The 21,891-nt window shown below is 72.4% G+C and carries 18 protein-coding genes and 1 riboswitch; of the genes, 4 read left to right on the forward strand and 14 right to left on the reverse strand.

The annotated features are described in order from the left end of the window. Entirely contained in the window at nt 1–276 is a 276-nt protein-coding gene (locus KO717_RS09415) for a DUF3817 domain-containing protein (RefSeq protein WP_301365863.1), read from the forward strand. A 9-nt stretch (nt 277–285) separates the two neighbouring features. Here KO717_RS09415 and KO717_RS09420 read toward each other — a convergent pair whose 3' ends face one another. From KO717_RS09420 to KO717_RS09455, 8 genes are all read right to left on the reverse strand, one after another. Continuing rightward, entirely contained in the window at nt 286–1,398 is a 1,113-nt protein-coding gene (locus tag KO717_RS09420; protein ID WP_301365865.1) for a M20 family metallopeptidase, read from the reverse strand. Between the two features lie 61 nt (nt 1,399–1,459). Continuing rightward, nucleotides 1,460–2,941 carry a UDP-N-acetylmuramoyl-L-alanyl-D-glutamate--2,6-diaminopimelate ligase gene (locus KO717_RS09425; protein WP_301365867.1) on the reverse strand — a complete coding sequence of 494 codons (1,482 nt, stop codon included), beginning with the start codon at nt 2,939–2,941 and terminating at the stop codon, nt 1,460–1,462. A 119-nt stretch (nt 2,942–3,060) separates the two neighbouring features. Further along, nucleotides 3,061–3,213, reverse strand: coding sequence for a hypothetical protein (locus tag KO717_RS09430; protein WP_301365869.1), 153 nt, complete (start codon nt 3,211–3,213; stop codon nt 3,061–3,063). A 171-nt stretch (nt 3,214–3,384) separates the two neighbouring features. After that, entirely contained in the window at nt 3,385–3,633 is a 249-nt protein-coding gene (locus KO717_RS09435) for a hypothetical protein (protein WP_301365871.1), read from the reverse strand. A gap of 49 nt (nt 3,634–3,682) precedes the next feature. Then, a complete protein-coding gene (locus KO717_RS09440; protein ID WP_301365872.1) occupies nt 3,683–4,333 on the reverse strand; it encodes a thymidine kinase in 651 nt (216 codons plus the stop codon). A gap of 58 nt (nt 4,334–4,391) precedes the next feature. Continuing rightward, nucleotides 4,392–5,594, reverse strand: coding sequence for an alkaline phosphatase family protein (locus KO717_RS09445; RefSeq protein WP_301365874.1), 1,203 nt, complete (start codon nt 5,592–5,594; stop codon nt 4,392–4,394). After that, nucleotides 5,594–6,193, reverse strand: coding sequence for a DUF5998 family protein (locus tag KO717_RS09450; protein ID WP_030713230.1), 600 nt, complete (start codon nt 6,191–6,193; stop codon nt 5,594–5,596). The genes KO717_RS09445 and KO717_RS09450 overlap by 1 nt, the downstream gene beginning before the upstream one ends. A 50-nt stretch (nt 6,194–6,243) precedes the next feature. Then, on the reverse strand, nt 6,244–9,033 hold the full coding sequence (locus KO717_RS09455; RefSeq protein ID WP_301365877.1) for a bifunctional acetate--CoA ligase family protein/GNAT family N-acetyltransferase: 2,790 nt from the start codon (nt 9,031–9,033) through the stop codon (nt 6,244–6,246). 183 nt (nt 9,034–9,216) lie between these two features. Between KO717_RS09455 and KO717_RS09460 the strand changes: the two genes are divergently transcribed. Further along, entirely contained in the window at nt 9,217–9,498 is a 282-nt protein-coding gene (locus KO717_RS09460) for an HPr family phosphocarrier protein (RefSeq protein ID WP_030012489.1), read from the forward strand. A gap of 305 nt (nt 9,499–9,803) precedes the next feature. Here the strand turns inward: KO717_RS09460 and KO717_RS09465 are convergent, their stop codons facing one another. The 4 genes from KO717_RS09465 to KO717_RS09480 form a co-directional block, all read right to left on the reverse strand. Then, entirely contained in the window at nt 9,804–10,481 is a 678-nt protein-coding gene (locus KO717_RS09465; RefSeq protein WP_301365881.1) for a GntR family transcriptional regulator, read from the reverse strand. Between the two features lie 185 nt (nt 10,482–10,666). Next, the gene (locus KO717_RS09470) at nt 10,667–11,470 is read right to left on the reverse strand and encodes a M23 family metallopeptidase (RefSeq protein WP_301365884.1); all 804 of its coding nucleotides are present in this window, start codon (nt 11,468–11,470) and stop codon (nt 10,667–10,669) included. Between the two features lie 12 nt (nt 11,471–11,482). After that, a riboswitch (cyclic di-AMP (ydaO/yuaA leader) is annotated at nt 11,483–11,642 on the reverse strand. 217 nt (nt 11,643–11,859) lie between these two features. Continuing rightward, nucleotides 11,860–13,227 carry a M16 family metallopeptidase gene (locus KO717_RS09475; protein ID WP_301374440.1) on the reverse strand — a complete coding sequence of 456 codons (1,368 nt, stop codon included), beginning with the start codon at nt 13,225–13,227 and terminating at the stop codon, nt 11,860–11,862. A 20-nt stretch (nt 13,228–13,247) separates the two neighbouring features. Next, nucleotides 13,248–14,618: a M16 family metallopeptidase gene (locus tag KO717_RS09480; protein WP_301365886.1), complete on the reverse strand. Its 1,371-nt coding sequence runs from the start codon at nt 14,616–14,618 to the stop codon at nt 13,248–13,250. Between the two features lie 273 nt (nt 14,619–14,891). Between KO717_RS09480 and KO717_RS09485 the strand changes: the two genes are divergently transcribed. Together KO717_RS09485 and KO717_RS09490 are read left to right on the forward strand one after the other, a co-directional pair. Further along, entirely contained in the window at nt 14,892–17,348 is a 2,457-nt protein-coding gene (locus KO717_RS09485) for a DNA gyrase/topoisomerase IV subunit A (protein WP_301365887.1), read from the forward strand. A gap of 99 nt (nt 17,349–17,447) precedes the next feature. After that, a complete protein-coding gene (locus tag KO717_RS09490) occupies nt 17,448–19,526 on the forward strand; it encodes a restriction endonuclease (RefSeq protein ID WP_301365889.1) in 2,079 nt (692 codons plus the stop codon). Here the strand turns inward: KO717_RS09490 and KO717_RS09495 are convergent. Both KO717_RS09495 and KO717_RS09500 read right to left on the reverse strand, forming a co-directional pair. Next, the gene (locus KO717_RS09495) at nt 19,523–20,635 is read right to left on the reverse strand and encodes a CobW family GTP-binding protein (RefSeq protein ID WP_301365890.1); all 1,113 of its coding nucleotides are present in this window, start codon (nt 20,633–20,635) and stop codon (nt 19,523–19,525) included. The two genes, KO717_RS09490 and KO717_RS09495, sit on opposite strands and share 4 nt — an antisense overlap. A 24-nt stretch (nt 20,636–20,659) precedes the next feature. Then, nucleotides 20,660–21,826 (reverse strand): citrate synthase, encoded by a 1,167-nt coding sequence (locus tag KO717_RS09500; protein ID WP_301365891.1) that lies wholly within the window; start codon nt 21,824–21,826, stop codon nt 20,660–20,662. Between the last annotated feature and the right edge of the window lie 65 nt (nt 21,827–21,891).

Here is a 21,891-nt window from a genome sequence, read left to right on the forward strand (position 1 = left end):
ATGCACCGCCCCAGCCGGCTCCTGCGAGCCGCCGCACTCCTGGAACTCGGCAGTCTGGCCGTCCTGTTGAGCAACCTCGGCGCGCTCCACCTGCAAGCCGTCTCCTCGGCCGTCGGCCCCCTGCACGGCTGCGCCTACCTGATCGTCATCATCGCCACCGCGCGCGAGCCGCACGCGGACCGGTCGACCGTCGCGCTGTCGGCCGTCCCCGGCATCGGAGGCCTCCTCGCCCTACGCCGCCTGACCGCGCCCCGCCCGCCGGTCAGCCGCACGTGAGGGGACGGCTCACCGGCCGATCCCGCGGTCGCGGATCGCGTTCACCAGTCCGGTGACGAGATGCGCCCGCTCCGCCATCGCGCCGACCACCAGGTACTCGTGGTCGGCATGGGCGCCGCCGCCGACGGCTCCCAGACCGTCGAGCGTAGGCACTCCCAGCGCGCCCGTGAAGTTGCCGTCGCTGCCGCCACCCACCGCCCTGCCCTCGATGCCCGGCAGCAGCCGCCGCGCGATCTCGAACAGTTCCGCCGACGCCGACTCCGACATCGGGGGCCGGTTCACGGCCCCCCGGACCACGATCTGCGCCCCGTCCAGATGCGGAGCCAGTGCCGCCATCGCCGACTCGACGCGCTCCTTCTCCCGGGCCGACTCGACCCGGACGTCGACCAGCACCGTCGCCTCCGCCGGAACGACGTTGTCCGAGGTTCCGGCCGAGGCCACGGTCGGCGTCACCGTCGTCCCGATCTCCGGCCGGCTCAGCGCCGCGATGTCCAGCACCTGGTACGCCGCCTCGACCAGCGCGTTCACCCCGGCCTCCGGCTCCAGCCCGGCATGCGCCGCCCGCCCCCTGACGAGCACCTCGAACGTGCCGCACCCCTTGCGCCCGGTCTTCAGGCCCCCGCCGTCGGCCGCGCCCTCGAAAACGAGCACCGCGCCGCAGGCGCGGGCCCGCTCCTCGATCAGGGCCCTGGAGGAACCGGAACCGACCTCCTCGTCGGCGGTCACCAGAACCTCCACACCCGACAGGTCGTCCAGCGCCGCCAGGCCGTGCACGGCCTGGACCAGACCGCCGAGCATGTCGAAGACGCCAGGGCCCGTCGCGTGGCCGCCCTCCACCCGGAAGGGACGGCGCGCGAGCGTACCCAGCGGGAAGACCGTGTCATGGTGACCGAGGATCAGCACCCGGGGGTCACCTCCGCCCGACCAGTGCACGTGCGGACCGGCCTGCCCCTCCACGAGGACGGCCCGCCCGCCCAGCCGGCTCTCGATGACCGCCGCCACGGCGTGGGCCGACGCGTTCAGGGCATCCAGGTCACGCGACGGGGACTCGACTTCGACGAGCGTACGCAGGTCTTCGAGCATCGCGTCGACACGCACAGCAGTGCTCTGGTACATCCTCATGCCCTCACGATACGGGGCACGCGCGCCCGGCCTGATCGGCAGGACACCCCCTGCGGACGGCCTAGTTCTGGGCCAGTTCGCGCACGGTGGCCATGTCGCTGAAGGGGAGCAGCTCCTCTCCGACGATCTGGTGGGGTTCGCTGCCCTTGCCGGCGATCAGGACCGTGTCGTCGGGGCCCGCCGCGGACAGGGCGAAGGCGATCGCCCGGCGGCGGTCGGCGTAGCGCCGGAAGGGTGTGCCGGTCGCCGTGAGGCCGGGCGAGACCTGGTCCAGGATGGCCTCGGGGTCCTCGTTGCGGGGGTTGTCCGAGGTCAGGACACAGAGGTCGGAATGGGTCCCGGCGATCTGGCCCATCTCGGCCCTCTTGGAGGTGTCGCGGTCCCCGCCGCAGCCGAAGACCGTGATCACCCGGCCGCGGGCGAAGCCCCGGATGGTGGTCAGGACCTTCTCCAGGGAGTCGGGCGAGTGGGCGTAGTCCACGATCACCGACGTGCCCAGCGGGGTCCGGAAGCGTTCCAGCCGGCCCGGGACCGGTGGCATCCGGTCGAGCGCGTCGACCAGGGGGCCCAGCTCGTGCCCCAGCACGTGGCAGGCCGCCACGGTGGCCAGCGCGTTGGCCACCGAGAACCGGCCGGGGACGGGGATGGAGGCCGGGTAGGCGCGTCCGGCGTGGTGGAGGGTGAACCGCGTGCCCGAGGCACTCACCTCGAGGTCGGTGGCCCGGTAGTCGGCCGGGCGGTCCAGGGCGTACGTGGTCACCGCACCCGGCATCATCGACACGATGGACGCGCCCACCGGATCGTCGGCGTTGACCACCGCACGCCGGCACAGGCCCTGGAAGAGCCGCAGCTTGGCGTCCCGGTAGTCCGCCATCGTCCCGTGGTCGTCCAGGTGGTCCTGCGTGAGGTTGGTGAAGACCCCGACGTCGATGAACGTACGGTCCACCCGGTGCGTCAGCAGCGCCATCGAGGTGGCCTCCAGCACCACGCCGGCGGCCCCGCGGTCGCGCATGTACCCCAACAGGTACTGCAGATCGGGAGATTCCGGCGTGGTCAGCACCGAGGGCGGCATGGGGATCGGCTCGTCGCCGATCCTGCTGCCGGCGGTTCCGATCACCCCCACCCTGGTGCCCTCGGCGATCCGCAGGACGGACTCGACCATGTACGAGACGGAGGTCTTCCCGTTGGTGCCGGTGATCGCCACCATGTCCATCTGCCTGCCGGGCTCGCCGAAGTAGCGCGAGGTCACCACCGCGGCGGCCGTCCGCGTGTCGGGTACCCGGACGGCACAGGTGCCCGGGGGCCATACCGCGGCCGGCAGGGCGGGCTCACTGCCGTCGACGAGTACCGCGGCGGCGCCCCGGGCCAGGGCGGGCGAGACGGAGGCGGGGCCGCCCTCCCGGTGTCCGGGTACGGCGATGAAGAGCGAGCCCGGCATCACCCGGTCGGCGTCGAAAGTGGTTCCCGCGGTGATCAGCGTCGTGTCCGGATCACCCTGGAGGACGTGGTGCTCCTGCCCGGCCAGCAATTCGCTCAGCTTCACAATGATCCCTTCGAGGGGGCTCGGGCCCGGGCGTGCGGCCGTAGCCAGGCGGCAGCGCCGGCGGCATGCCGGGAAGCTGCTGTGGTGATGTGGAGCGGAGGAGACGGAGGCGCGGAGCGCTAGCCGTGGCCGTGCAGGGCCGTACGGCGCGTCTTGGGCGCTGCGGCAAGGGCCTCGCCGGCCGGGTCGGCGGCGTTCGCGACCCCGGCGGCCGGGCGCATCCCGAAGGCGGCCTGCTGCAGGCACTGCCTCGAGGAACGTGTGCGACCCATGGGCCGAGTGTACGGCCCGCCCGACGGCCCGACGGCCGGGTCGCATGAGGGCCGGTCGTCGCAGTGGGGTACGCCGATCCGGTCAGGGCGCACAGCCGTCCCCGTCCGCTCGGCCGCACCCGGTTTCCGCCCCGCGGACCGATGTCATGCCGCGGGAGACCCGGCACCGGCTCAGGGCACCGCGAACCAGCAGACATCACCGGAGCCGCGCGATCGGGAATGCGGCTCGGCCTCCGCGGCGAGCCGGGTCAAGGCCTCGGCCGTGTCCGCCTTCCACGGCAGGAACGGCTCGCTGGTCGACTCCGTCGGATCGCCCGCTCGCGCTCCGGCGTCGTAGAGATCGCCGACGATCCGCAGGAGCAGCGGCGATACGCTTCCTGGTTCACCCTGGCTGTGATCGCTCCACCGGATCTGCTGCACGGGCGGCTGCCGGCCCTCGGCACAGGAGGGGCGGCCACGGACCCGCCCGTCAGGCGTGGTTGACCGGAAGGACGTCCGGGGAGAGGGCTCCGGCCTGGGCCGCGGCCGAGGTCATGCGGCGGCGGTGGTGCCGGCGGCAGAGGACCTCGTAACCGATCTCCTCCGCCGGACGGTTCACGTCACCGACCACCACCTGGGCGCCCTCGACCACCATCTCCCCTCCCACCGTACGGGCGTTGTGCGTGGCGCGGGCCCCGCACCAGCACAGGGCCTCCACCTGGAGCTGCTCCAGGCGGTCGGCCAGCTCGATCAGCCTCTGCGAGCCCGGGAACAGCTTCGTCCGGAAGTCCGTCGTGATGCCGAAGGCGAAGACGTCCAGGCCGAGGTCGTCGACGATGCGGGCGAGCTGGTCGATCTGCTCGGGCGCCAGGAACTGCGCCTCGTCCACGATCACGTAGTCGGCCTTGCCGCCCTTGGAGATCTGCGCGACCAGGTACGCGTACAGGTCCATGCCCTCCGGCGCCTCGACCGCCTCGGTCACCAGACCCAGCCGCGAGGACAGCTTGCCCTCGCCCGCCCGGTCGTCACGGGTGAAGATCACGCCCTGGAGTCCCCGCGCGTCACGGTTGTGCGCGATCTGGAGCGCCAGAGTGCTCTTTCCGCAGTCCATCGTTCCGGAGAAGAACACCAGCTCGGGCATGGGAAGTACGAGACCTTTCGGGTCGTGGGCGGTGGGTCGGGCGCGGGTCCGACGAGGGTCAGGAGCGGATTTCGAGCAGCGGGACGAGCTGCTCCGCCGCGGTCATGGAGCCGTGCATACCGGCCAGGGCGGATTCGTTCGGCTCGTTGCGCGAGGCAGTGATCGCGACATCGGCCTGGGCCGCCGCCACCACGTCGCCGATGCGCCCGAGCACGCGCTCGTCGCACTCCCCCGGCCTGCCGAACCAGCCCAGTTCCAGGGCCTCTTCGCGGCTCGCGACCCAGAACCGGTCACCGAGCACCTCGCGCCACACGGTCAGGACGTCGGCCTCGGCGCCCGGCACCGCGTACACGTGCCGGGCCCGGCCCTCGCCGCCCAGCAGGGCGACGCCGGCGCCGAGCTCCCAGTCCTCGTCGAAGTCGATCCGGGAGTCCTCGTCGAAGGGGACGTCGACCATGCCGTGGTCCGCGGTCACGTACAGGGCGGTGCGCGGCGGCAGCTGCTCGGCGAGCCGCTGGACGAGCCGGTCCACGTACATCAGCTGGCCGCGCCACGCGTCGGAGTCCACGCCGTGCCGGTGGCCGGCTCCGTCGAGCTCGCTGTAGTACGTGTAGACGAGGGAGCGGTCACCGGCGGCGAGACGCTCGGCCGCCAGGTCCATGCGCTCCTCGCCGGTCATCCGGCCGAGGAAGGTGCCGCCGCTCAGCGCGATCTTGGTGAGCGGGGTGGTCTGGAAGGCGGGCGAGGACACCTGGGCGGTGGCCACCCCGGCCTTGTCGGCCTGCTGGAAGACGGTCGGGTACGGCTGCCAGGGCTTCGGCGCGGTCCACGGGTACCAGCGGAGCTGGTTCATGAGTTCGCCGGTGGCGGGGTTGCGGACGGCGTAGCCGGGCAGGCCGTGGCGGGCCGGCGGCAGGCCGGTGCCCACGGAGGCGAGCGAGGTGGCGGTGGTCGCCGGGAAGCCCGCGGTGATCGGGCGGCCGGTGCCGCCGCGCGAGCTGCCGAGCAGGGAGGTGAGGTACGGGGCCTCGTCCGGGTGGGCCTTGATCTGCTCCCAGCCCATGCCGTCGACCAGGAACACGCAGTTCCGGTCGGCCGGGGCCAGCTCGGTGATGGCGGCGGTGAAACCGGGGACGCCCTGGCCTGCCACGAGCGTGGGCAGCAGGTCGGCGAGCGACCCGGCGCCGTACTCCGGGACGGGGGCGCCGGCCAGGTCCAGCAGCTCCGGCTCGGGCCACTCCTGTGCCGCGGAGTACGCCATCAGCGGGCGGGGGTGGCGGAGGTCGCCGCTGTGGCTTCGGAGAGTGCCTGCGCGAAGACGAGGGTCTGGCGCACCGCCTCCGGTCCGTCGCCGGCCTCGCTGACCCGCAGGCTGAGGTCGTCGGCGGTGGAGTTGCCGGTGTAGCCGTGGTCGGAGTCGCAGTTCGGGTCGCCGCAGGCGGCCGGCTCCAGGTCGATCCGGGAGACCGCGCCCCAGCCGATGGTCAGGACGACCTCGCGGGGCAGGGTGCCGGGGGTGTAGGACTCGGGGTTGGCTACGACACGGCTGAGCACCACGGAGGAGATGCTGGACAGCTTGACCGACTCGGTGGAGGTGGTCGCGTACGGGGACGGGGACCCGGCGTCGGCGGCCTGCTCGTCGGTGTGGCTGACGATGAAGCGGTTGCCGGTCAGGACCAGCACGGTGACGTGCCGGCGCACCTCGTTGGAGTCGAAGGTCGTCTCCTGGTGGACCAGGTACGACGAAATCGGCTCGCCGCCCACCGCGGCCTCCACGGCCTCGGCCACGAGGGCCGGGTAGTAGCCGCTGCGCTCGATCGCCGTGCGCAGCCCCTGGGTCGTCGTACCGGATTTCGCCATGAGGTCCATCCTAAGGCCCGTACGGGGCCCTCAGGCCGCGCCGTACCCGGTCAGTAACTGGGGAGGGTCCGCGGGCCGAGATCGCCGCGGGCCGGCGGGTGGGCGACGCGGACGGTGGCGCTGAGCACGGAGACGCCTTCGGCGGCGACCACGACGGGTTCCAGTGAGACGCCGATCACCTCGGGGTGGTCGTCCACGAGGCGGGAGAGCCGCAGGAGCAGTTCCTCCAGCGCGGGGGTGTCCACGGGGTCGCTGCCGCGCCAGCCGAACAGGAGGGGCGCGGTCCGGATGGACCGGATCAGTCCGGCGGCGTCCCGGTCGGTCGCCGGGACGAGCCGGTGCGCGGTGTCGCCGAGCAGCTCGGAGGCGACGCCTGCGAGCCCGAAGGAGAGGACGGCGCCCGCCGCGGGGTCGATGACGGAGCGGACGACGGTGTCGACCCCGCGCGCCACCATGGCCTGCACCACGGGCTGGAGCTCGGCCGGCTTGCCCAGCGCGTCGGTGAGCTCCTCGTACGAGCGCCTCAGCTCCGCCTCGTTCGTGAGGTCGAGGCGTACGCCGCCCAGGTCCGCGCGGTGGCGCAGGTGCGGCGCGGTGGTCTTGAGCGCCACCGGGTAGCCCAGCACCCCGGCGGCGCGGACCGCCGCGTCGGCGCTCGGCGCGGGCAGGGTGGGCAGGACGCGGATCCCGTAGCCCGCGAGCAGCTCGCGGGCGTCCTGGTCGGTCAGGGTCAGCACGGCGCCGGGGTCGACGTCCGCCAGCAGCCCGGCCAGCCGGTCCGCGGTCCCGGCCTCGTCGATGTCCTCGTACTCGGGGACCCGCCCGTCGTCCTCGGCGGCGGCCCGGCGCCACTGCCCGTACCGGACGGCTTCGGCGACGGCCTTGACCGCGCGTTCGGCGGCGGGGTAGCTGGGGATGCTGTCGCCGGCGGCGGCCGGCGGCCCGGCCGGTCCCCGGTGCTCCGGGTCCGCCACGGGGCCCCAGCTCCGGGCCGGGGCGGAGTGCGGGACGCCGCGCACGGCGGACAGGGCCTCCACGAGCTCGCCGAGCTCGACGTGCACCACCGCGACCGGCTTGCCCGGGTACTCGGCCACGGCTTCGCGCAGGGCACCGGCCAGGTCGTCCGCGGGAGCGTCCTCGCTCACCCACGGGATGGCCGTGACCACCACCGCGTCGCAGTCCTCGGAGCGGAGCGCGTCGGTCAGGGCGGCGCGGAAGTCCGCCGGCGCGGCCGCCGTCGTCAGGTCCAGCGGCGGCAGCGGCCGCAGGCCCTGGGTGAGGCAGGCGTCGTAGGTGAGGATCCCGAGGGATTCGGAGTTGCCGAGGATCGCGATCCGGGGCCCGGCGGGCAGCGGCTGCGCCGCCAGCAGGAGGCCGACGTCCACCAGCTCGGTGACCGTGTCGACACGGATGACGCCGGCCTGGCGCAGCAGGGCGGAGACGGTGGCCTCCGGCAGCCGGGTGTCGGGGACGACGTGCCCGGCCGGACTGTGCCGGCCGCCCTTGGCGACGACCACCGGCTTGACGGCCGCCGTCCGGCGGGCGAGCCGGGTGAACTTCCGCGGGTTGCCGAGGGTTTCGAGGTAGAGCAGGGCGACGTCGGTCGCCTCGTCGTCGTACCAGTACTGGAGGATGTCGTTCCCGGACACGTCGGCGCGGTTGCCCGCGGAGACGAAGGAGGACAGGCCCTCGCCGCGCCGGAGCAGGGCCGAGAGCAGGGCGATCCCGATCGCCCCGGACTGCGTGAACAGGCCGATCCGGCCGCGGGTGGGGATCGGCGCGGGGGTCAGGGAGGCGTTGAGTTCCACCTCCGGCGCGGTGTTGATCACCCCGTAGGCGTTCGGCCCGATCAGCCGCATCCCGTACGAGCGCACCTGCCGCACCAGTTCGCGCTGGCGGGCGAGTCCGGCCGGGCCGCTCTCCCCGTATCCGGCGGACAGGACGACGAGCCCCTGCACCCCGTGCTCGCCGCAGGCGGCCACCGCGTCGGGGACCCGGCCGGCCGGGACCGCGATCACCGCGAGGTCGACCGGGGCGCCGATGGCCTCGATGGTGCGGTAGGCCCGCACGCCGTCGAGGAGATCGCGGGTGACGGCCTCGTTGACGGCGTAGAGGTGGCCGTGGAAGCCGCTGTCGCGCAGGTTGCGCAGTGCGGCCGCGCCCACGCCCGCACCGGAGCGGCTGACTCCGACGACGGCCACCGAGCCGGGGGCCAGCAGCCGCTGCACCGAGTGGGCCTCGGCACGCTGTTCGCGGGCGCGCTGTACGGCGAGGGACTCGGCGGTGGGTTCGAGGTCGAGGGTGAGGTGGACGGAGCCGTCCTCGAAGCTGCGCTTCTGCTGGTAGCCGGCGTCCGTGAAGACTTTGATCATCTTGGTGTTGGCGGGCAGCACCTCGGCGGCGAACCGCCGGATGCCGCGCTCCCGGGCCACCGCGCCGATGTGTTCGAGGAGGGTGGAGGCGACCCCGCGGCCCTGGTGGGCGTCCTGGACGAGGAAGGCGACCTCGGCCTCGTCGGCGGGTCCGGAGGCGGGCCGGCCGTCGGAGCCGATGCGGTCGTAGCGGACCGTGCCGATGAACTCTCCGCCGATGGTCGCGGCGAGCCCGACCCGGTCCACGTAGTCGTGGTGCGTGAAGCGGCGCACGTCGCGGTCGGAGAGCCGGGGGTAGGGGGCGAAGAACCGGTAGTACTTCGACTCGTCCGAGACCTGCTCGTAGAAGCTGACGAGCCGGCCCGCGTCCTCGGTGGTGATCGGCCTGATCCGGGCGGTGCCGCCGTCGCGCAGGACGACATCGGCTTCCCAGTGGGCCGGGTAGGAGGGGTCCGACTCGATGGTCATGGGCCTACCTTACGGCCGGATCAGGCCGTGGAGCGCTCGCGCGGCGCCGAGGCAGTACGGGGCAAATCAGTGCAAGCTGGGGAAGGTCGAACGGCGGAAAATTCAGGCCGGAGGAAGGTCCGAGCATTCCGGACGTCGTGAGAGACTGGTCTAGACAACCGTAAGAACCTGAAGGGCATCACCATGGCAGAGCGCCGCGTCAACGTCGGTTGGGCCGAGGGCCTGCACGCTCGTCCCGCCTCGATCTTCGTCCGTGCGACGACCGCTTCCGGCGTCCCGGTGACCATCGCGAAGTCCGGCGGCGACCCCGTCAACGCCGCCTCCATGCTGGCGGTCCTGGGCCTGGGCGCCCAGGGCGGCGAGGAGATCGTCCTCGCCTCCGAGGCCGAGGGCGCGGACGCCGCGCTCGACCGCCTCGCGAAGCTGGTCGCCGAGGGTCTCGAGGAGCTCCCCGAGACCGTCTGACCCTTCGGGTTCGACTTCACGCGCGAAGCCGCGGCCCCCGATCCGGGGGCCGCGGCTTCGTCGTTCACGTACGGGGCCCCGCCGCGCGGCGGGCCCGCCCGGGGCGGTCGCGCCACGAAGCCCGCGGCTCCCGCGGGTGGCGGCCGAGGAGAATTCCCGCCCGGCAGAGAAAAGGGCCCGCCGGAATCCGGCGGACGCAGAATTCAGCTCCGCGGTAATTCCGCACGCGGAATCGACCCGACAAGGAAAGAGCCGGCCACCGGACAGCGAATTCACGCGGTCCCGCCCTTTGTATACGGCTCCTGTTAATGCCGGCCGCTCGACATGTTTACGGCAGGTTGCGAAGTGCTCACCGCCGGACGGAGCCGCCGCCGGTGCGCCCCCGCCGCCCGGTCGGCGTGGACCGCGGTCAGCGCCCGCGCCCGTTCGGCGTCGCCGCGCGCCACCGCGTCCACGATCGCCCCGTGCTCCGCCCAGGACTCCACGGGCCGGGCCGGCGCCTCCACCACGTACATCCACGCGATCTTGTGCCGCATCTGCGTGAGCAGCGCGATCAGCCCGGGGCTGCCGGAGGACTGTGCGAGCGTCTCGTGGAACCAGCCGCCCAGGGACCGCAGGTCCTCGCCCTGGCCCCGCCTGGCCCGCTCCTGCCCCAGTCTGACCAGCCCGCGCAGCACCTTGAGGTGCGCGTCGGTGCGGCGCCGGGCGGCTCTGGCGGCAGCCAGCGGCTCCAGGAGCATCCGCAGCTCCAGCAGGTCCGCGGCCTCCTGCTCGGTCGGCTCGGCCACGCAGGCGCCCGCGTGGCGCCGCGTGGTCACGAACCCCTCGGACTCCAGGGTCCGCAGGGCCTCGCGCACCGGGACGCGCGAGACCCCGTACCGGCGGGCCAGCACCTCCTCGGTCAGCCGGCCGCCCGGCTCGAACACCCCGGAGACGATGTCGTCGCGGATTGCTGTGCATACCGCGTGCGCAGGAATACGCAAGACCGAACCTCCGCCTATTTCCGACTGCCAGCCTCATTGCACGCACATGCGTGCGCTGCGACTCTATTGCAACACACGATAATTTCCGAGAGCGTCCGGAAATACGAAACATTTGTACAAGGACGCAACACGAAGACCCCGGCTCGGCGAGCCGGGGTCTTCGGTGAAGCGGTGCGCGAGGCGGGTCAGAGGCTGACGCCGTGCGAGCGCAGGTACGCGATCGGGTCGATGTCCGAGCCGTACTGCGAGCCCGTGCGGGCCTCGAAGTGGAGGTGCGGGCCGCTGGAGTTGCCGGTGGAGCCCGACAGGCCGATCTGCTGGCCCGGGGTGACCTGCTCGCCGACGGAGACGTTCAGCGACGTCATGTGCCCGTACTGGGTGTAGGTGCCGTCGTTGTGCTTGATGACGACGTTGTTGCCGTACGCGCCGCCCCAGCCGGCCTCGACGACGGTACCGACGCCCACCGCGTGGACCGAGGTGCCGGAGGCGGCGTGGAAGTCGATGCCCGTGTGGCTGCCGGAGGACCACATGCCGCCGCCCGCGTGGTACTGCGTGCTGACGTACGAGCCGTCCACCGGGGCGACGAAGGTGTTGAGGCGCTTGCGCTCCTCCTCGCGGGCGGCGCGCTCGGCGGCCTCGCGCTCGACCTTCGCCTTGGCCTCGGCGAGGCGCTTGGCCTCCGCGGCCCGCTGCTTCGCGTCGGCCTCGGCCTGCGCCTTGACGGCGTCCTGCTCGGCGGTGCGGTGCTGGGACTCGGCCTGGTCGGCGATGTCGCCCGCGAGGTCCTCGGCGACGACCACGGCGCCCAGGCCGTTGTCCTGGCCGATGTTGCTGCTGTGGTTGTCCGCGGCGAAGGCCGGGGCGGCGAGCGAGCCGACCACACCGGTGGTGGCGATCGCGGCGATACCGGCGTAGCCGGCGGTCTTCTTGCTCAGACGGCTGGAGCCACGGTGCTTACCGGTACCAGCGGGACGACTGCCAAACGCCATGAAGGGTTTGATCCTTTCCTTCCTTCTCGCCTACCGGGTTAGCTGACGGGTTCGGAGCAGGAAGGTCTCCTACGGATCTCCTCTTGCGAGGGGGTCCGATTCACCCCAGGGACTCATGTGGGTCCCCGGCTCCCCAGGCTCGCGCCTGACGGGGACTCGGCGATCGCTGTCCGGTGCCGCGGGTGCGGCGGGCACAACTGACGAACAGCACGGCCGACGCTAGGCGGATCATCAGTCAATCGCCAAACAGACACGGCTTTTTGTTGCGTACGCCACACCACATAAAAGCAACCTCACCATTAAACGGACAAAAGGGGTTCTGATGACCAAGTCACCAGAACCCCTTGCTGAAACCTTCAGCCGGCTCTCAACGAGCCGTCGTCCGCCGGTCAGTTGGAGACGACCGTGACCTCTCCGATCCCAAGAGCCCGCACGGGCTCCTCGATCAGTGCCGCGTCGCCCACCAGGACGGTGACCAGCCGGTCCGCGGGGAAGGCCTTGACGACCGCCGTGGTCGCCTCCACCGTGCCCGTTTCGGCGAGCTGGGCGTACAACTGCGCCTGGTAGTCGTCCGGCAGCTCCTGCTCGACCTGGTCGGCGAGGGTGCCCGCGACCGAGGCCGCCGTCTCGAACTTCAGCGGGGCCACGCCCACCAGGTTCTGCACGGCGACATCGCGCTCGGCGTCGGTCAGACCGCCCTCCGCGAGGGTGCGCAGCACCTTCCAGAGGTCCTCCAGCGCCGGTCCGGTGTTCGGGGTGTCCACCGAGCCGCTGATGGCGAGCATCGAAGCGCCCTTGCCGTCCGCGGTGGAGCGCAGCACCTGGCCGAAGGCGCGCACGCCGTAGGTGTACCCCTTCTCCTCGCGCAGCACCTTGTCCAGGCGCGAGGTGAGGGTGCCGCCGAGGCAGTACGTGCCCAGCACCTGGGCCGCCCACACCCGGTCGTGGCGGTCCGCCCCGATCCGGCCGATCAGCAGCTGCGTCTGGACCGCGCCGGGCCGGTCCACGATGACCACGCGGCCGGTGTCGTCGGCGGTCACCGGCGGCACCGGGAGGGCAGCGGCGGTGTTGCCCGTCCAGGTGCCCAGGGTGTCCGCGAGCACGGCGTCCAGGTCGATGCCGGTCAGGTCGCCGACGACCACCGCGGTGGCGGTGGCGGGGCGTACGTGGGCCTCGTAGAAGGCGCGTACGGCGGCGGAGTCGATCCGGGCGACCGTCTCCTCGGTGCCCTGGCGCGGGCGGGACATCCGCAGGCCGGCCGGGAAGAGCTCCTTGGAGAGCTGCTTGGCGGCGCGGCGCTGCGGGTTGGCCAGCTCGTGCGGGATCTCGTCGAGCCGGTTGCGCACCAGCCGGTCGACCTCGGCGTCGGCGAAGGCCGGGGCGCGCAGCGCCTCGGCGAGCAGGCCCAGCGCCTTGGGCAGCCGGGAGGCCGGGACCTCCAGCGAGACCCGCAGGCCCGGGTGGTCGGCGTGCGCGTCCAGGGTGGCGCCGCAGCGCTCCAGCTCGGCCGCGAACTCCTCGGCGGAGTGCTTGTCGGTGCCCTCGGAGAACGCCCGCGCCATGATGGTCGCCACGCCGTCCAGGCCCTCGGGCTCGGCGTCGAGCGGGGCGGCGAGGTTGACCTCGACCGCGACGACCTGCTGGCCCGGCCGGTGGCAGCGCAGCAGGGTCAGCCCGTTGGACAGCTGCCCGCGGTCGGGGGCCGGGAAGGCCCACGGCTGCGGCTCGCCGGCCTGCGGGCGCGGGTGGAAGGTCATCGTGACGGCTGCCGTGTCGCTCACTGCTCCGCCCCCTCGTTCTCGTCGGAGTCGTCGGACTCGTCGTGCTGGTCGGACTCGTCGGACTCGTCGGCCGCGAGCGGCTCGTAGACGAGCACCGCGCGGTTGTCCGGGCGCAGCCGGGCCGCGGCCACGGCCTGCACCTCCTCGGCGGTGACGTCGAGGACGCGCTGGACGGCGGTCAGCGCCAGCTGCGGGTCGCCGAACAGCACCGCGAAGCGGCACAGTTCGTCGGCGCGGCCGGCCACCGTGCTCAGCCGGTCCAGCCACTCCCGCTCCAGCTGCGCCTGGGCGCGCTCCATCTCCTCGGCGGTCGGACCCTCGGCGGCGAACCGCGCGAGCTCCTCGTCGACGGCCGCCTCGATGGCGGGGATCTCGACCCCGCTGGAGGTCTTGACGTCCAGCCAGCCCAGGGAGGGCGCCCCGGCCAGGCGCAGCATGCCGAAGCCGGCCGCGACGGCGCTCTGGTCGCGGCGCACCAGCCGGTTGTGCAGCAGCGAGGACTCGCCGCCGCCCAGGATGGTCAGCGCCACGTCGGCGGCGTCGCACTCGCGGGTGCCGTCGTGCGGCAGCCGGTAGGCGGCCATCAGCGCACGCGCCGGGACCTCCTCGACGATCTCCTCGCGCAGCTGCTCCCCGATGATGTCGGGCAGCGAGCCGTCGCGGGGCGGCTGCTTGCCGTCGTGCGCGGGGATGGTGCCGAAGTACTTCTCGACCCAGGCGAGCGTCTGCTCGGGGTCGATGTCCCCGACGACCGAGAGCACCGCGTTGTTGGGCGCGTAGTACGTACGGAAGAAGGTGCGCGCGTCCTCCAGGGAGGCGGCGTCCAGGTCGGCCATGGAGCCGATCGGGGTGTGGTGGTACGGGTGGCCCTCGGGGTAGGCCAGGGCGGTGAGCCGCTCGAAGGCCGTACCGTACGGAACGTTGTCGTACCGCTGGCGGCGCTCGTTCTTGACGACGTCGCGCTGGTTCTCCATGGACTCGTCGTCCAGGGCGGCCAGCAGGGACCCCATCCGGTCCGCTTCCAGCCAGAGCGCGAGCTCGAGCTGGTGGGTCGGCATCGTCTCGAAGTAGTTGGTGCGCTCGAAGCTGGTGGTGCCGTTGAGGGAACCGCCGGCGCCCTGGACCAGTTCGAAGTGCCCGTTGCCGGGAACGCTCGCCGACCCCTGGAACATCAGGTGCTCGAAGAGGTGAGCCAGGCCGGTGCGTCCCTTGACTTCGTGGCGCGAGCCTACGTCGTACCAGAGGCAGACCGCGGCGACCGGGGTCAGGTGGTCCTCGGAGAGCACCACGCGCAGGCCGTTGGCCAGCCGGTGCTCGGTCGCTGTCAGGCCGCCGGAGCCGGCCTGGGCTGTGGCCGTGTGACCCATGGGCATGTGGTCCCTTCGATCGCGATGCAGAGATTTCTTATCGACCTGCCACTGTATGCAAGCGCGCCGACCGCCGGATAAGTTCCCGGGTCACTCCCCCGCACTCCGTCCGGGGGACCCCCGGGGTCGGAGTCGGCGTTGTCGGTGCGCCGGGCCACAATGGTCCGCGTCGTACCCTCGCCGGACACCACAAGACCGCCCGACCCAGCCAAACCCAGCCAGACCCAGCCAGACACCCAGCACACCCCATTTTGGTTAAGGAGCCGCGCAGCGATGGCCCGCCGCAGCACGAAGACCCCGCCGCCGGAGGATTTCGAGGAGAAGATCCTCGACATCGACGTCGTCGACGAAATGCAGGGCTCCTTCCTCGAGTACGCGTACTCGGTGATCTACTCCCGCGCCCTGCCCGACGCCCGGGACGGCATGAAGCCGGTGCACCGGCGCATCGTGTACCAGATGAACGAGATGGGCCTGCGCCCCGACCGCGGCTACGTGAAGTGCGCCCGTGTCGTCGGCGAGGTCATGGGCAAGCTCCACCCGCACGGTGACGCGTCGATCTACGACGCCCTCGTGCGCATGGCGCAGCCCTTCTCCATGCGGCTGCCGCTGGTCGACGGCCACGGCAACTTCGGCTCGCTCGGCAACGACGACCCGCCGGCCGCGATGCGTTACACCGAGTGCAAGATGGCCGACGCCACGTCGCTGATGACGGAGTCGATCGACGAGGACACCGTCGACTTCACCGCCAACTACGACGGCCAGGAGCGGGAGCCGGTCGCCCTGCCCGCCGCGTACCCGAACCTGCTGGTCAACGGCGCGTCCGGGATCGCGGTCGGCATGGCCACCAACATGCCCCCGCACAACCTCGGCGAGGTCATCGCCGCCGCCCGCCACCTGATCCGGTACCCCCAGGCGGACCTGGAGGCGCTGATGCGCTTCGTGCCGGGTCCCGACCTGCCCACGGGCGGCCGGATCGTCGGGCTCTCGGGCATCAAGGACGCCTACGAGAACGGCCGCGGCACCTTCAAGATCCGCGCGACGGTGGCCGTGGAGGACGTGACGGCGCGCCGCAAGGGCCTGGTCGTCACCGAACTGCCCTTCACGGTCGGCCCCGAGAAGGTGATCGCGAAGATCAAGGACCTGGTCGGCTCGAAGAAGCTCCAGGGCATCGCCGACGTCAAGGACCTCACCGACCGCTCGCACGGCCTGCGCCTGGTCATCGAGATCAAGAACGGCTTCCACCCGGAGGCCGTGCTGGAGCAGCTCTACAAGCTGACGCCGATGGAGGAGTCCTTCGGCATCAACAACGTGGCGCTGGTGGACGGGCAGCCCCTGACGCTGGGCCTCAAGGAGCTGCTGGAGGTCTATCTCGACCACCGCTTCGAGGTCGTCCGGCGGCGCAGCGAGTTCCGCCGCACCAAGCGCCGCGACCGGCTGCACCTGGTCGAGGGCCTGCTGGTGGCGCTCCTCGACATCGACGAGGTCATCCGGCTCATCCGGGACAGCGACAACTCCGCGCAGGCCAAGTCCCGGCTGATGGAGCGGTTCTCGCTGAGCGAGATCCAGACCCAGTACATCCTGGACACCCCGCTGCGCCGGCTCACCCGCTTCGACCGGATCGAGCTGGAGTCCGAGCGCGACCGGCTGACGGGCGAGATCGACGAGCTGACCGGGATCCTGGAGTCGGACAGCGAGCTGCGCAAGCTGGTCTCCTCGGAACTGGCGGCGGTCGCGAAGAAGTTCGGCACCGAGCGCCGTACGGTGCTGCTGGAGTCCGCGGGCACCGCGGTGGCGGCCGTTCCGCTGGAGGTCGCGGACGACCCGTGCCGGGTGCTGCTGTCCTCGACGGGCCTGCTCGCGCGCACGGCGAACGGCGAGGCGCTGCCGGAGGAGGAGGGCGGCGCCCGCGCCAAGCACGACCTGATCGTCTCGCAGGTCGCGGCGACCGCCCGGGCCGATGTCGGCGCGGTCACCTCGTACGGTCGGCTGCTGCGGCTGTCGGTGATCGACCTGCCGCAGCTGCCGGACACGCACGCCGCGCCGAACCTGGCGGGCGGCGCACCGGTCTCGGAGTTCCTCTCCGGGCTGGAGGCGGACGAGAAGGTGATCTGCCTGACCTCGCTGGACGAGTCCTCGCAGGGCCTCGCGCTGGGCACCGAGCAGGGCGTGGTCAAGCGCGTCGTGCCGGACTACCCGGCGAACAAGGACGAGCTGGAGGTCATCACCCTCAAGGAGGGCGACCGGATCGTCGGCGCGGTCGAGCTGCGCACGGGTGAGGAGGACCTGGTCTTCATCACCGACGACGCCCAGCTGCTGCGCTACCCGGCGGGCCAGGTCCGCCCGCAGGGCCGTCCGGCGGGCGGTATGGCGGGCATCAAGCTCGCCGACAGCGCCAAGGTGATCCACTTCTCGGCCGTGGACCCGGCGCGGGACGCCGTGGTCTTCACCGTGGCGGGCTCGCACGGCACCCTGGACGACTCGGTGCTGTCCGGGAAGCTGACCCCCTTCGACCAGTACCCCCGCAAGGGCCGGGCCACGGGTGGCGTGCGCTGCCAGCGGTTCCTCAAGGGCGAGGACGTGCTGGTCCTGGCCTGGGCGGGCGGCTCCCCCGTCCGCGCGGCGGCGGCGAACGGCACTCCGGCCGAGCTGCCGGCCGTGGACCCGCGCCGGGACGGCTCGGGGGCGGCACTGCCGTCGGCGGTCGCGGCGCTGGCGGGAGCCGCGCTGTAGGTCGCGGGAAGGCATTCGGGTGGTACGACCGGGGGGACGTACCACCCGAATGCCGACTAGTGTTTTCCCCGTGGACGCGGTGGGGGGAGAACGCAGCTGATGAGCCGTCGAGCGGGCAGCGGACTGATCGGGAACTGGGCGGAGGCCCAGCGCCGGCAGCAACAGACGCAGCTGGTCCAGCAGCGCGAGGCCGAGCGCCGGCAGCGGGCGCACGAACGGGACGCGAACCGGAGCCACCGGCAGTACCGCGAGGCCGAGGCCCTGCGGCGTACCGCGCAGCTCGACGCCGAGGTCGAAGCCCTCAAGGGCCTGTTGGCCGCGGGCTGCCGGGCACCGGCGTTCCGGATATCCGCCCTGGCCCGGCCCGACCGGCTGCAGCCCTTCGACCCCGGCGCCCTGGCGCACCCGGTGCCGATGCCCCGTATCGAGGATTTCCAGCGGCAGAGCAGCGGCTGGACGCTCGGCTCGAACCACCGGGCGCAGGCGGAGCGGGAGGCGCACGCCCGCTACACCCAGGCCTGGCAGGCCGCGAACGCCGCGGAGGCGCAGCGCCGTCAGCAACTGGCCGCGTACCGGCAGCAGTACGACCGGTGGGCGGCGGAGCAGCTCGCCGGGATGCGGACGCACAACGGCGGACTCACCGAGCTGGCCGACGCACTGCGCGCGGGTGACGCCGAGGCGGCGGTGGAGTACTTCTCGGCCGCTCTCTACGCCTCGACCGCCTGGCCCGAGGCGCTGCCGAGGCAGGTGACGGCCGCGTACGACCCGGCCGCGCGCCAGCTGGTGCTGGACTGGGAGCTGCCCGGGTACGCGGTGGTACCGGAGGCCCGGGCGGTGCAGTACCTGCCGAGCACGGACCAGGACAAGGTGAAGCCCCGCCCGGTCACGGAACGACGGGCGCTGTACCGGGACCTGCTGGCCCAGTGCGTGCTGCTGGTGGTGCGCGAGCTGTACGCGGCGGACGAGTTCGGCGTACTGGACTCGGTCGTGGTCAACGGCTTCGTGGACTGCCACGATCCGGTGACGGGCCAGGAGGCGCGGTTCGTGCTCGCCACGGTGCCGGCGGCGCGCGACGCCTTCGCCGGACTGCGGCTGGAGCAGGTCAGCGCGGTGGACTGCCTGGTCTCGGGGCTGGGCGGGCTGCTGTCGGCGCGGCCAGACCAGCTGACGGCGGTACGCCCCGGGCGACGGCCCGACGAGGTCGGCGGAGGTGTCGTCAGCCACGGCGGGCACGCGGGCGACGCGGACGAGGACGAGCCGGATCTCTTCGTGATGGACCCGATCGCCTTCGAGAACCTGGTCGCCGAGCTGTTCCGGGCGATGGGCATGGAGGCGGTCACGACCCAGCGGTCGGGCGACGGCGGGGTCGATGTGGAGGCGGTGGACCCGGCACCGATCCGGGGCGGACGGATCGTGGTGCAGGTCAAGCGCTACCGGAACACGGTGCCGCCGACGGCCGTGCGTGATCTGTACGGCACGGTCCAGGACAAGGGGGCGAACAAGGGGGTGCTGGTCACCACCGCGTCCTTCGGACCGGGGTCGTACACCTTTGCCAACGGCAAGCCGCTGGAGTTGGTTCCCGGAGCGGACCTGGTCGAGCTGCTCCACCAGTACGGACTGCGTGGCCGGCTCGGCGGCGGCAGCGCCGCGGCGCCCGCGCGGCGGGCGCCGGAGCCGGAGCCGGCTCCCCCGGCCGACCACAACGTGCTCGGCATGTCCTGGTCGGGTTCGGTCGCCCTCGACGTGTGCGCGCTCGTCTGCACGGGCAACCGGGTGCTGAGCGAGGATCACTTCGTCTTCTTCAACAACCCGCGGACCCCGGACGGTTCGGTAAGGGCCCGCGCGCACGCGGCGCCCGACAAGGCGGCGCTGGAGGTCTCCTTCGACGCCCTGCCGTCGCAGGCCGACCGGCTGGTCCTGGTGGCCGCGATCGACCCGGAGGTCGATCCCCACGCCGACCTCGCCGGGTTCACCGACGCCCACATCCGGCTGCTGTCGGCGGGCGGCGAGGAACTGGGCCGGCTGGACGTCTCGGACGGGCGTGCCGGAGAGACCGCCCTGGTCCTGGGCTCCTTCCGGCACCGCTCCAACGGCGACTGGGACTTCGTGATCGGCGGCAAGGGCTACCGCGGCGGCCTGGAGGCCCTGCTGGGCGAGTTCGGGGTCGAGGTCGCCTAGGCCGTCTCTTCCGGGCCGGTCCCGGGGACCTCGTGCCCGGGCTCCGCGGGCCCGGGTTCCGCGGGCCGGGCGACGTAGCGCAGTACGCCCCACATGCTCTCGGGGGGCGCCTCGCGCGGGGCCGGTTCGCGGCAGGCCTCCAGCTCGCGCAGCAGACCCGGCCCGTCGGTGCCGGAGTCGATCAGGACGAGCCGGCTCACGCGCGCTTCGCCCCGCCCCCAGGGTCCCGGGGCGAAGCGGAGGAAGCGGCCGACCGCGTGGACCTCGTAGCGCTCCTCGTGGCCGGGTACCCCGAAGTGGACGAAGCCCTTGATCCGGTAGAGCCCGGCCGGACGCCGGTCGAGGAAGTCGATGAACCGGCGCGGGGACAGGGCCTGTTCGGAGGTGAACTCCGTGCTCTCGTACGCGGCGTGCGCGTGACCGCAGCGGTCGTGGCCGCGGTCGTGGCCGGCTCCCTCCGCGAGCAGGTCCTCGAAGGAGAGCTGCCCGCGGGTCTCGGTCCAGGGCCGCCGGTCGAAGAGCAGTTCCGGGTCGATCCGCCCGTGGTCGGTGGCCAGGACCGGGGTGCCCGGGGCGCAGAGCACGGCGAGCTCCTGCTCGATCCGCGCCTGCTCGGCCGCGTCCACCCGGTCGGTCTTGTTGAGTACCACCAGGTCCGCGACGGCGAGGTGGCGGTCGGTCTCCGGGTGTCTGGTCCGGGTGGCGTCGAATTCGGCGGCGTCCACGACCTCCACCATGCCGCCGTACCGGATGGCCGGGTTCTCGCTGGCCATGAGCATCCGGATCATCTCCTGGGGCTCGGCCAGTCCGCTCGCCTCGATGACGATCACGTCGATCCGGTGGACGGGGGCGGAGAGCTTCTCCAGGTACGCGTCGAGTTCGCTGCCGTCGACGGCGCAGCACAGGCAGCCACCGCCGAGGGAGACCATGGAGTCCCCGACCTGTCCGGCCACCGACATCGCGTCGATCTCGATCGATCCGAAGTCGTTGACGACCACCCCGATCCGGGTGCCCCCACGACTGGCCAGGAGGTGGTTCAGCACGGTGGTCTTGCCGGATCCGAGGAAACCGGCGAGGACGACGACGGGGATGGGCTGCCTGCTGTTCACCCGGCCGATCGTAGCGAGGCTCCGTCAGCGCAAGGGCGGCACCGGGTGGGGCGGGGTGGGGCCGGTGTACCGGGCGGCCGGACGGATGATCTTCGAGTCGGTGGCCTGTTCGAGGATGTTCGCGCTCCAGCCGACCACGCGGGCCGCGCAGAAGGTCGGTGTGAACATCTCGCGCGGGAGCCCGCAGAGCTCCATGACCACGCCCGCGTAGAACTCCACGTTGGTGTGCAGTTCCCGGCCGGGCTTCAGTTCGGCGAGGATCTCCTCGACCTGGCGCTCGACCTCGACGGCGAAGTCCACGAGGGGACCGCCGAACCGGAGGGCGATCTCGCGCAGCATGCGGGAGCGGGGGTCCTCGGTGCGGTAGACGGGGTGGCCGAAGCCCATGATCCGGTCGCCCGCCAGGACCCGCTCGCGGATCCACGGCCCGATCCGGTCCACGGTCCCGATGGCGTCGAGGGTGTCCAGGGCCCGGCTGGGGGCGCCGCCGTGCAGGGGGCCGGAGAGCGCGCCGATCGCCCCGGTCAGGCAGGCGGCGACATCGGCGCCGGTGGAGGCGATCACCCGGGCGGTGAACGTCGAGGCGTTGAAGCCGTGGTCGACGGTGGATATCAGGTACCGCTCGACCGCGCGAGCCCGGACCGGGTCGGGTTCCCGGCCGGTCAGCATGTAGAGGTAGTTGGCGGCGTACGGGAGGTCCTCGCGCGGCTCCACCGGCTCCAGGCCCTGCCCGAGCCGGTGCAGGGCGGTCAGCAGGGTCGGTACGGCGGCGCAGGCGGCCAGCGCGTCGGCGGCCCGGCTGCCGGGGTCGATGTCGTAGACCGGGCGGAAGCCGGCGCAGGCGCCGAGCAGCGAGAGCGCGGTGCGCAGCCCGGCCAGGGGGCCGGAGAGCCGGGTCGCCCGGGCCAGGGCCGGCAGGGCGTCCCGCACCTCCTCGGGCAGTCGGCGCAGGGGTGCGATCTCGGCCGCGAAGGCGGCGCGCTCTGCGGCGTCGGCCGGGAGCGTGCCCCGGAACATCAGGTGCCACACGTCCTCGAAGCTTCGGGTGGCGGCGAGCTCGACGGCCGAGTACTGGCGGTAGTGGTAGAAGCCCTCCCGGCCCCGGACGTCGCCCAGCCCGGTTTCGGTGACCACGACTCCCGCGAGGCCGCGGGGTACTTCCAAGGTGGTGTTCATGGATCGACCATCCATGATGGATTCAATCGCTGTCAATATTGATTGAATCAACCTACCTGTCCATCTGTAGGGTGTGGGTC

Origin of the sequence: Streptomyces xanthophaeus (assembly GCF_030440515.1) — a bacterium.
Taxonomy (GTDB): domain Bacteria; phylum Actinomycetota; class Actinomycetes; order Streptomycetales; family Streptomycetaceae; genus Streptomyces; species Streptomyces kutzneri.

Coding starts and splice junctions, on each gene's coding strand:
- KO717_RS09475 (WP_301374440.1), bottom strand. CDS start 13,227: ATGACCTTCCACCCGCGCCCGCAGGCCGGCGAGCCGCAGCCGTGGGCC.
- KO717_RS09460 (WP_030012489.1), top strand. CDS start 9,217: ATGGCAGAGCGCCGCGTCAACGTCGGTTGGGCCGAGGGCCTGCACGCT.
- KO717_RS09470 (WP_301365884.1), bottom strand. CDS start 11,470: ATGGCGTTTGGCAGTCGTCCCGCTGGTACCGGTAAGCACCGTGGCTCC.
- KO717_RS09485 (WP_301365887.1), top strand. CDS start 14,892: ATGGCCCGCCGCAGCACGAAGACCCCGCCGCCGGAGGATTTCGAGGAG.
- KO717_RS09440 (WP_301365872.1), bottom strand. CDS start 4,333: ATGCCCGAGCTGGTGTTCTTCTCCGGAACGATGGACTGCGGAAAGAGC.
- KO717_RS09500 (WP_301365891.1), bottom strand. CDS start 21,826: ATGGATGGTCGATCCATGAACACCACCTTGGAAGTACCCCGCGGCCTC.
- KO717_RS09430 (WP_301365869.1), bottom strand. CDS start 3,213: ATGGGTCGCACACGTTCCTCGAGGCAGTGCCTGCAGCAGGCCGCCTTC.
- KO717_RS09445 (WP_301365874.1), bottom strand. CDS start 5,594: ATGGCGTACTCCGCGGCACAGGAGTGGCCCGAGCCGGAGCTGCTGGAC.
- KO717_RS09490 (WP_301365889.1), top strand. CDS start 17,448: ATGAGCCGTCGAGCGGGCAGCGGACTGATCGGGAACTGGGCGGAGGCC.
- KO717_RS09450 (WP_030713230.1), bottom strand. CDS start 6,193: ATGGCGAAATCCGGTACGACGACCCAGGGGCTGCGCACGGCGATCGAG.
- KO717_RS09480 (WP_301365886.1), bottom strand. CDS start 14,618: ATGGGTCACACGGCCACAGCCCAGGCCGGCTCCGGCGGCCTGACAGCG.
- KO717_RS09420 (WP_301365865.1), bottom strand. CDS start 1,398: ATGAGGATGTACCAGAGCACTGCTGTGCGTGTCGACGCGATGCTCGAA.
- KO717_RS09415 (WP_301365863.1), top strand. CDS start 1: ATGCACCGCCCCAGCCGGCTCCTGCGAGCCGCCGCACTCCTGGAACTC.
- KO717_RS09455 (WP_301365877.1), bottom strand. CDS start 9,033: ATGACCATCGAGTCGGACCCCTCCTACCCGGCCCACTGGGAAGCCGAT.